Genomic DNA, 8996 nt, shown 5'->3' with positions numbered 1-8996 from the left:
GAGGGCGAGCCAACGGCGACTCAGTTCATGTGGACAGCGTATCACAAAAATTACGCATCTCTGACTGGACGTGGTTTAACGCGCGAATAGACCCTTGGCTCCGGGGCAAGTTTCACCGAATGACGCGATGCCTGGCCCCACTGACCGTTACGGACACCGACCGGTCATCACGGTCATCCATGGGTCATCCATGGGTCATCCGTCGGTCATGACGACGGTCACGTCTGGGCCATGTAGGACAGGCTGGCCCGGAGCACATCAAGGCGGCCACAATTGACGAATGCACCCGCGCCGCCTACGATGAAATCACTGCACGTCCCCAGCCCCACAGACGGTGATCCCGCCTGAGGCCTGGGTCCATCGCCGGTGGGGGCGATCCACAAGCACCCACGCACCACCGAAGCCTGATCGATCAGGCTCCCAACCGCGTCGTCGAAGACGTTTGATCCAGGCCAAACTGTCTGGAGTACTCCGGGCTATCTGCGCCTGCGGGTTTCAAACCATCCCGCGACCACCTCCGGTCGATCAGCGGCGGTTCATTCTCCGCCGGCCACCACCGAAGTCATCTGCGTCCGACCGGCTCGGACCACGCCCCGCCCAGCGCCGACAGGTGCTCCAGGCTGTTGTACGCCATCGCGCCTCAACCGCCCCGCTGGCTGCGGCGGTCTTTGTCCACAAAGACCGCCGGCACGGAACTCACGTCCTGACAGGCTTCAACGGCTGTTCCCAGGCACCAAAACTCCGCACCAAAACCCGCGAACGCCTGTAGGCGGCCCACTTCGGGCCACCAGGGGAGGCATCCCAGGCCGGTCTGCATCGCTTTCGCCAACACCGATTCAACCGCACGCTCCACCGCGCCCGGCCGCCAGGCGGCGCGACGGTCCCCCGCTCACTGCGACCGGGTGAGAGCGCATCGAGGTTAAGACCACCTCTGCCGGATGGCACAACGGTCTCGATGTCCGGCACGACATTAAACGGCCAACCGCACGCCTAGCCTTGGGCTTCAAGGTCATCACTTACCAACGTCAGCGGGACTGTGCGGGTCTGAAAATCGGCAGGGTTCGGAGCGTTCGGAATGGGAAAGTACGCCAGTGCGCGCAATTTCGGGTTCGGCAAGCAGCTCGCTTACGCCGGACGCGAGGCGCTGCGCGCCTATTACGCCGACGGTCACTATGGCTCGGTCGCGGCCCACAGCGATCGCTGGAACCAGTTCGCGCACTGGGCCAAGGCGCAGGGGATTCGGGATCTAGCCCGAGTCGACCAACAGGCGACGCTCGAGCGCTACGCGGCGCATGTCGCCAGCCGGGTCCAGGATCAGGCGATCAGCGTCCAGTACGGCCAGAATCTGCTCTCGACGGTGAACGTGACGCTCGCCGCGCTGCGCGGTGACGACCGGGTGCGCCTCTCGCCGGCTCAGGCGGTTGGCCGGCGCTCACAGGTTCGTACTCAGGCACCCGGCAGTCTCGACCGAGCGCGGGTCAGCCAAGCGGCGACAGCACTCAGAGCCGCCGGTTTGGAACGCGCCGCAGCGGTGCTGGAGTTGGCGCGTGACTTCGGGGTCCGCCGCGAGGAAGCGGTGAAAGCGGATCTGGGGCGCTGGAGCCGGGAGGCCGAGCGCCACGGGGCGGTGAATGTCCAAGACGGCACCAAGGGTGGGCGCGATGCGCCGCGCTGGGTGCCGATGACGGACCAGGCCCGCGAGACGCTGGCGAGCGCGCTGGCCACGCGCCCGGCCGGCTCGCCCAATCTGATCGCGCCGCATGAGACCTATGCCCAGCTGGCCATCGCGCGTGAGTCCGAGCTGAACCGTGCGCGGGAGATCCTCCAGACGCATGGCCTGCCAGGCTATCACGATGCCCGCGCCGCCTATGCCTGTAGCCGCTATCAGACGCTGACGGGACGCGCCGCCCCCGTGGTGTCCGGACGGCGGCCAACGGCGACGGAGCGCGGGCGTGACCGGTCGGCGCGACAGGTCATCGCCGAGGAGCTGGGGCATGGGCGTCTCGATGTGGTGGCCGCCTACATCGGCGGGCGCTGAGCATGCGCATCGAGGTTCTACTGCGACGGGCTCAGCCCGGCAGTCACCGGAGCGTGCAGCAACACATCCGGCGTGCGCAACGCCTACATGACTGGATGGCCGAGCGCTTTGGTGTCCGCGAGCCCTACCAGTACCGGGCCAAGCATCTGCGCTACGCCCTGGAGCACGGCACGGCCGGATTGGCCGCCGGCACGCGCTACGATTACTGGCGCACCGCGCGCGTGCTCGCCGCGGCGATTGGGAAATGGCCGGACTGGGAGCCGCATCTGCGCGGTCCTTGGACATCACCGCACCCCGAAATTCGCTGCCTTGGCCTGGATCAACAACGCCATGGATATGGCGGGCGCCCCGCCAAGCTTCCCATCAAGGGGTAGATAGGTCCGGATCGTGGTTGCGCCATTGCAGCCATGAATGGTGCAGGATTTGCAACTACTGGGCTTTGTGACTCTATTCGAGCCTCATAGGCGTGCTCAAACGGCGGATTGCGTTGAGTAGAATAGTGCGTTCATGGTCATAGTGCCGCTTGCGCTCGCTAGCGGCGGCCAGTTCATAGGCTGCGGTAAACGTGGCGCGTCGGGTGTCACCGTGGGCGCTTATTCGTGGTGACTCCAGTAGGAGCGAGTTATATGGTCGGGACGATTCGGACGGATTTCAAAACTCGACCGAAGCAGAACTGGGAGCGATCGGTCGCTGGCCCTGGCCGCGATACTCGATCGCCAGCAGGGTGATGTCGTCGGACTGGGGCGTCTCGCCGGCGAAGGACTGGACACGCTCCAACAGCATCGCGAGCAGGCTCACCAGATCCGGCTGCGGCTCCGATTCGAGGGTGTCGAGCAAACGCACCTCGGAATAGAACTCATCCTGCCCGTTCATGGCCTCGGTGACGCCGTCGGTATAGAGCAGTAGCCGTTCGCCGGGTGCTAGACGCAAGGAGGCCGACCGATAGACCACGCCCTCCATGATGCCGAGCAGCAATTGCGGCGTGCCCTTGAGCCATCGCGGTGACTGACCACCTGTCCCGATCAGCACCGGCGGATTGTGACCGGCGTTGACATACTCCAGAGCGCCGGTGCGCGCATCGAGCACACCGCAGAAAACGGTGACGAACATATTGCTGGCATTGTCGGCCGCCAACTCGGCATTGACCTGGGTCAGGATCTCGGCTGGATCCTGCCGGTCACGCGCAGTCGATTTGATCAGGGTCTTGGTCACGGCCATGAACAGCGCCGCCGGTACGCCCTTACCCGAGACATCGGCAATCAGAAAGCAGAGCCGGTCCTTGTCGAGCGGGAAGAAATCGTAGAAATCGCCGCCAACCTCGCGCGCCGGCACGATGAGCGCGCGCAGGTCGAACTCGTCCCGATTCGGGATCGGCGGAAACAGCTTGGGCAGGATCGACATCTGGATGTCGCGCGCGATCGCCAGCTCGCTCTCGATGCGCTCCTTGGCCGCCGTCGTCGTCCTGAGCCATTCGATATGCTGGCGCAGTGCCGTGCGCATGGCGGCGAATGACTCGGTCAACTGCCCAACTTCGTCGCCTCGTTGCACCTCCGGCAATGGGGCATCGAAATCGCTCTTAGCAATGCGCTCGGTCGAGTCGGCGAGCACGCGCAATGGGCGACTGATGGAGCCGGCGATCGACAGCACGACGAGTAGCGATAGCCCCAAACCCAGGCTACCGACGATGGCGGCGTTGAGCGTCAGACGATTGATGTCACGAAACAGTTCATTCTCGGGAAACACGATCGCGAGCGTCCAGTCGGATCCGGCAATGGGGGCGAAGTAGACGTGCGCCATCACCCCGAACAAGGGGGTGTTCTGAATGAAACCCTCACCACCTCCGATCATGGTCCGTGCCTGCTCGCGCAGCGCGCTGTCGCTCCAGGCCGCCGCTAGGCTGAACAGGTTTTCATTCATGATGCAGTCGGTATCGGGATGGCTGAGGACGGCGCCGTTACGCGAGATCAGGACCGCGAAGCCATGCTGGAGCACCTTGAATTCGGCCAGCTCGCATGTGAACCAGTCGAGGGCAATATCGGCGGCCAGAATGCCGCGCAGACGTTGGTCGTCCGACTTGGGTTGCATCACCGGTAGCGAAAACGTGGCGATCAACTGCACATTGTCGTCGTCGAGTTCGTAATAGGGTTCGCTCCACTCCGGCAGCCCCAGTTCACGCGGAATTTGATACCAATCCTCGAACAGATAATCCTGAGCGCCGGGTTCGAGACTCAACTCGATCCGACCATCACGACGAAAGACATAGGGGACGTGACGTCGATCCGGGTGCCCGAGAGCCGATGGCTCGAAGCCCATGGCGATGCCAAAGATCTCGGGGTTCATCTCCAGGGTATGTCGCATGAGTCCAGGCACGTCATCCTGACTGAGAGACGCCGATTCGAGCGTGCCGGCCAGGGTCTCGATCGCTCGCCGCACCGTTATAAGGACACGCTCCACACGCTGCACCAACGCCAGTGAACGACTCTGGGCATTCTCCTGCAAGCGCTGCAACAACAGCTCACGCGCCTGATATTGATACAGCCCCAGACTGGCGCCAAGAATGATGGCCACGCACAGCGTCACGTACAATGCCAGTCGAGCGCCAATGCCTGAGAAACGCGCCATCATTCGGCTCCAAGGCGCTCGATGTCGGACGGAACGGCATCGATCATATCCAGGCGTTGCAACAGGTCGCCGACCCGCTCGACATCCTCACGGTGCAGCCGCCAATCCCAGCCGTTCTCGCCCGGCTCGCCCATGGCGGCGCGGATCTGCTCCAGCATCCAGCGCTGATGCGTGCGATTGGCTGGAACATACTCCGCACGCTGGCGCCGAAGCACGAGATCGAGCGCGCCCTCCGGATCGGCAAAGGCCTGCTCCCAACCGCGCCGGGTCGCGGCGACGAAGGCGGCGATCACGGCGGATTTTTCGCGCTGTGTCTGTTCCAACACATACAGCCCATCCTCGGGAAAATCGATTCCATGCTCAGCCAGCGGGAACACCATCACCTCTTCCGGCTCCGGGCCGGCATCGATCAGCAGGTGGTATTCGTTGTACAGCATCCCTGACATGGCCTCGACACCGCCACGCAAAAAGAGATTGATCGTGGTCGACTGCGGAACGCGCTCGACCTCCAGATTCTGCTCGCGCAGCAACGCCTCGACCGGAAGTGCTGCATCACCCATCCACATCCCAACGCGCCGGCCGCCAAGATCGGATAGACGATGCACGCCGGAACTGACGCGGGTGATCAGTACCACGGATGAACGCGGCAACAGCTGTGCAACGTTGACCAGCGGCGCGCCATCAGCGCGGGCCTTGATGGCGGCCGCTAACCAGGCAACCGCGAGATCGACCTCACCCGCGCGCAGGGCAGCCAGCGCCGAACGTCCCCGATCCGCGCTCAGGATCGTCAGTTCGATTCCAGCCTCATGGTAGAAACCATGCTCGAGCGCAACATAGTAACCGGCGAACTGGGCCTGCGGCTGCCAGGCCAGCATGAGCAGCAGGGGCGTTGGCGGCACAACCGCATCGCTTCCGGCCCTGGTCTGGGGGACGATGAACAGCAGCATGACCAGCGGCGCCCACCGCCATGCGCAACCAAATGCTCTACGAGACAGAACGCGCCATCCGTGCAGCAGCTCAACCATGCCCCGAACTCGAAGCACGACTATCCTCATCATCGGTTGACCGCATGATCAGTGAGACCAGATTGCGCCCCTGCTCCCGCCGACAGCGCAGTTCGCTCACCATCTGACGGGTCAGGAACCAGCCCAGCCCGCCGATCGGGCGCTGCTCCAGCGACGCCGACAGGTCGGGTTCCAGCAGGGTCTCGGGATCGAAGGGTTGCCCATCGTCGAGCACATCGAGTATGAAACAATCGCGGTCGGCGCTGATCCGCAGCTCAATCTCGCCCGGCCGATCGGGGGGATAGGCATAGTGGCAGACATTGACGAAGACCTCCTCGAGCGCCAGTTCGAGACGCCCAGTGAGACGCTCATCGAGTCCCGCCTGCTTGGCCAATGGCTTCAGAAAGGCCCGTGCCTCGGTCAACTGTTCGATGGCCGCGGGCAAACGCCGTGACACGACCTTCATGACGCTTGCACCAGCGCGATGGCCTCGGGCAACGAATCGCATACCTTGAACAGCGACAGCAGGCCCGTCATCTCGAAGACCTCGCGCACACTGGGCTGGAGATTGGCGTAGACCAGAGCGCCGCCCTGGATCATCAGCGGCTTGCTCGTGTTCAGCAGGGCGCGCAGACCGGCACTGCTGATATAAACCAGAGGCTCGAAATCCACGACCAACCGTCTTGCCCCCTCGGCAATGAGACGATTGACCCGTTGCTCATAGTCCGGCCCGCTGAGCGCATCGAGTTGACCGGAAATTTTCAGGACATGAATACCGTCCTGGAGCCTGACATCGATATCCATCGTGTATCCCCCTTGACCTTCGGATGAACGGGATCAGCGCCCTTAATCGACGGACGCCGCCTCCGCCTGTTTCTGCAAACGCGATCGCAGGGCCTGCTCCAGTGCCTTGAGCTGTGTCTCCAGGCCGGCGTCGACCACGCCGATCTCGGTCTCCAGGATACAGTCACCGCGTCCCAGACGCGGATCGGGAACGACCTCGATCATTCTCAAGCTGTTGTAGCCGGCCAGCAGCTCATTCAGCCGCTGCTGTAGCTGTTCGGCTTGTGCCGGACAGACCCTGATCGTCGCCTGCGGCTGGTTGCGCACCACTTGCAGCGACTGGCGCACCAGGCGCCCGGTCAGCTCTGTATCCTCGAATTCGCCGAGCACCTTTCGGACCGACATCATGACCAGATCCACGACCCGGTGCTCGACGGCGCCGAGATAGTCCACCGTGCGCTCGACCGTTTCGAGCATGCGCGTGGCCATCTCCAGGCGCGCTTGCGCCAACCCCTGCTCATAGCCCGCCTGCAGACGCTGCGCCTGTTCGCGCTCGGTCTCGGCACGCTGTTCCTCTGCCTCGCGCTGGGTTGCCGCGAGTATCTGCCCGGCCATGACGAAGGTCTGATAATCGGCCTGTTTCAGCAGGCGCGTATCCGGGGCCAGGCTCAAGACGCGATCAGTCAGGCGAACAAAGGGATCCATGCCGGCGGCAACTCCCGGAGCAATCTACGCAGGATGGGCGGCAATGCGTTCGATTGCGGCACGCGGGCCGCACTCAATGCAGGCGTCCAATCGGCGGGCAGCTTCAGCGCCAGACGGCGAATCAGCGCTTCGTCCAAGGCGCCAAGTCCCTGGAGCACACAGAAGCGCGTTCCGATCAGCGCAAACCGGGTCGCGGGATCGGCGTCCGGCCGGTGCGGTTCGGAATGGAAGACGGGAATCGGACCCAGCAGTGGCGTCTCGCGCATCATGAAGTTCCAATCCTCGGCGCTTAAGGCCGACTTGAGGCGCCGCAAGCGCTCGCCCGAGAGTTCGAGCCTGAGACGCGACGCATGCAGCGCCAGACCGAGCCGGCGCATGAGACGTTCGATCCAGGGGCCATCGAGCAAGGCCAGACGCGCCCAGGGGTTGCTGAAATTCTCCACATAGCGCCCTTCGAGTTCGAAGGACTGAAGCAGATAGCGTGATAGAGCGGCTTCGGCGCGCGCGCAAGCCATGAGCCGCCGCGCAAGTTCGCGATGCGGTAGAGCCTCGTACCAGGAAGCGTGGAGATAGCGCGTCGGCTGGGTGTTCAAGATCAGTGCGCGCTCACACCAGGGCGATCCGGGAAGCCCGAGACAGGCGTCAACCATCGGTGGCCGTCTCCGGTACGCGGCGCGGGTGACGCATCCTCCACCCGAGATACGCCGCCGCGCCCAACGACGCGGCCAACAGCATCGCCAGCACGATGGCAATGCCTGGCCAAGGCGATCGCGGCGGATGCTCCGGCGGCTGGATGCCCTCACCGTCCAGAAACGCATCGGCACTTGGGAAGAGTGCGACCGAGATGTTGTCGTAGCTCAGACCATCGACACTGTTCTGTACCAACGTCTTGATGCGTGGGACGGACTCCTCGACCGCCATTCCGGGCAGATACTTGATGAAGACCGAGGCCGACGCGGGCGGGGCCGTCTGGCCGAAGGACGCCGCTTCGGGCAGCACGATGAGTACGCGCGCCGAGAGCACGCCATCGATCTGAGTCAGGGTCTCGGCGAGCATCTGCGACAGCCCGTAGGTGTAGCGCACCCGCTCCTCCATCGGCGACGAGATCAGGCCCTGTTTCTGGAAGATCTGCCCGAGATCGGTGAAGCGTTCGCGCGGAAGACCCTGGCGGAGCAGGACTTCAATGGCGTTCGCCACATCGGCCTCGGGTACGCTGATGGTCACGAACTCCTTGGTGCGGGTCTTGGCTGCGGCAATGTCATGATCCAGCAACACGGCCAGGATCTCGTTGCCCTCGCGCTCGGAGAGGTTTGAATAGAGCTCGACCTTCTGACAGCCCGTCAGCAATAGCAGCAACCACAGACAGCCGATCAGCCAACGCCGGCGTCCGCGACCGATCTGGTGAATCGAACTGGACACGCGACTCAGGAGCCTTTGAGCAAGGTGTTCAGATTCTGCTCCAGCTTGCTCGCCACCTGACCGATCAGCTGAGTGCCGAGCGTGACCTGTGTCATCTGCATCTGTAACCCGATCAATTCCTGAGGCGAGACCGAGGTTTGTCGATCGGAGACGGCCGTCATCTCAGCAGTCACCTCGCGATAGCGGGCGCGCAAACGCTCCAGTCCATGCAGGATCACATCGCCGGGTGAGGCGGGAGGGTCGGTCGGAACCGATATCGGGACCGGTGCAAAGGCCGGACTCCTGGGCTCTTCGACACGCTGTAGAGCGGTCTCGAAACGAACCTGATCGGCGGCGCCGACAGACGGCAGCGCCACAGGCAGCGGCATCAGAGGCATGGGATCCAAGCTGGCCAATGGCCCCGTAGCATAGGGGGCAATAGGGTC

Annotated in this window: 10 protein-coding genes; 2 read left to right on the top strand and 8 right to left on the bottom strand. The window is 63.6% G+C overall.

Translation table 11 applies throughout. The annotated features are described in order from the left end of the window. The first annotated feature begins 1075 nt into the window (after nt 1-1075). Complete coding sequence (locus GJ668_RS15640) at nt 1076-2038, top strand: integrase domain-containing protein (protein WP_155451068.1); 963 nt, start codon at nt 1076-1078, stop codon at nt 2036-2038. Between the two features lie 53 nt (nt 2039-2091). After that, nucleotides 2092-2412: a hypothetical protein gene (locus tag GJ668_RS15635; RefSeq protein WP_155451067.1), complete on the top strand. Its 321-nt coding sequence runs from the start codon at nt 2092-2094 to the stop codon at nt 2410-2412. A gap of 277 nt (nt 2413-2689) precedes the next feature. Here GJ668_RS15635 and GJ668_RS15630 read toward each other — a convergent pair whose 3' ends face one another. From GJ668_RS15630 to GJ668_RS15595, 8 genes are all read right to left on the bottom strand, one after another. Next, nucleotides 2690-4606, bottom strand: coding sequence for a SpoIIE family protein phosphatase (locus GJ668_RS15630; RefSeq protein WP_343032230.1), 1917 nt, complete (start codon nt 4604-4606; stop codon nt 2690-2692). Nucleotides 4607-4659: 53 nt separating this feature from the next. Next, nucleotides 4660-5607, bottom strand: a complete 948-nt coding sequence (locus GJ668_RS15625; RefSeq protein WP_186343143.1) for an ABC transporter substrate-binding protein — start codon at nt 5605-5607, stop codon at nt 4660-4662. Nucleotides 5608-5677: 70 nt separating this feature from the next. Beyond that, nucleotides 5678-6130 (bottom strand): ATP-binding protein, encoded by a 453-nt coding sequence (locus tag GJ668_RS15620; RefSeq protein WP_186343142.1) that lies wholly within the window; start codon nt 6128-6130, stop codon nt 5678-5680. Further along, complete coding sequence (locus tag GJ668_RS15615) at nt 6127-6468, bottom strand: STAS domain-containing protein (protein ID WP_155451063.1); 342 nt, start codon at nt 6466-6468, stop codon at nt 6127-6129. Before GJ668_RS15615 ends, GJ668_RS15620 begins: the two co-directional genes overlap by 4 nt. 42 nt (nt 6469-6510) lie before the next feature. Then, nucleotides 6511-7152: an HrpE/YscL family type III secretion apparatus protein gene (locus tag GJ668_RS15610; RefSeq protein ID WP_155451062.1), complete on the bottom strand. Its 642-nt coding sequence runs from the start codon at nt 7150-7152 to the stop codon at nt 6511-6513. Beyond that, complete coding sequence (locus GJ668_RS15605; RefSeq protein ID WP_186343141.1) at nt 7131-7802, bottom strand: SctK family type III secretion system sorting platform protein; 672 nt, start codon at nt 7800-7802, stop codon at nt 7131-7133. Before GJ668_RS15605 ends, GJ668_RS15610 begins: the two co-directional genes overlap by 22 nt. Then, entirely contained in the window at nt 7795-8571 is a 777-nt protein-coding gene (sctJ, locus tag GJ668_RS15600) for a type III secretion system inner membrane ring lipoprotein SctJ (RefSeq protein ID WP_186343140.1), read from the bottom strand. Before sctJ ends, GJ668_RS15605 begins: the two co-directional genes overlap by 8 nt. A gap of 5 nt (nt 8572-8576) precedes the next feature. Beyond that, a complete protein-coding gene (locus GJ668_RS15595; protein ID WP_186343139.1) occupies nt 8577-8948 on the bottom strand; it encodes an EscI/YscI/HrpB family type III secretion system inner rod protein in 372 nt (123 codons plus the stop codon). Nucleotides 8949-8996 lie beyond the last annotated feature (48 nt).

The organism is Allochromatium palmeri, assembly GCF_009720725.1.
Taxonomy (GTDB): Bacteria; Pseudomonadota; Gammaproteobacteria; order Chromatiales; family Chromatiaceae; genus Thermochromatium; species Thermochromatium palmeri.
This window is presented reverse-complemented; position numbering and strand designations above follow the sequence as displayed.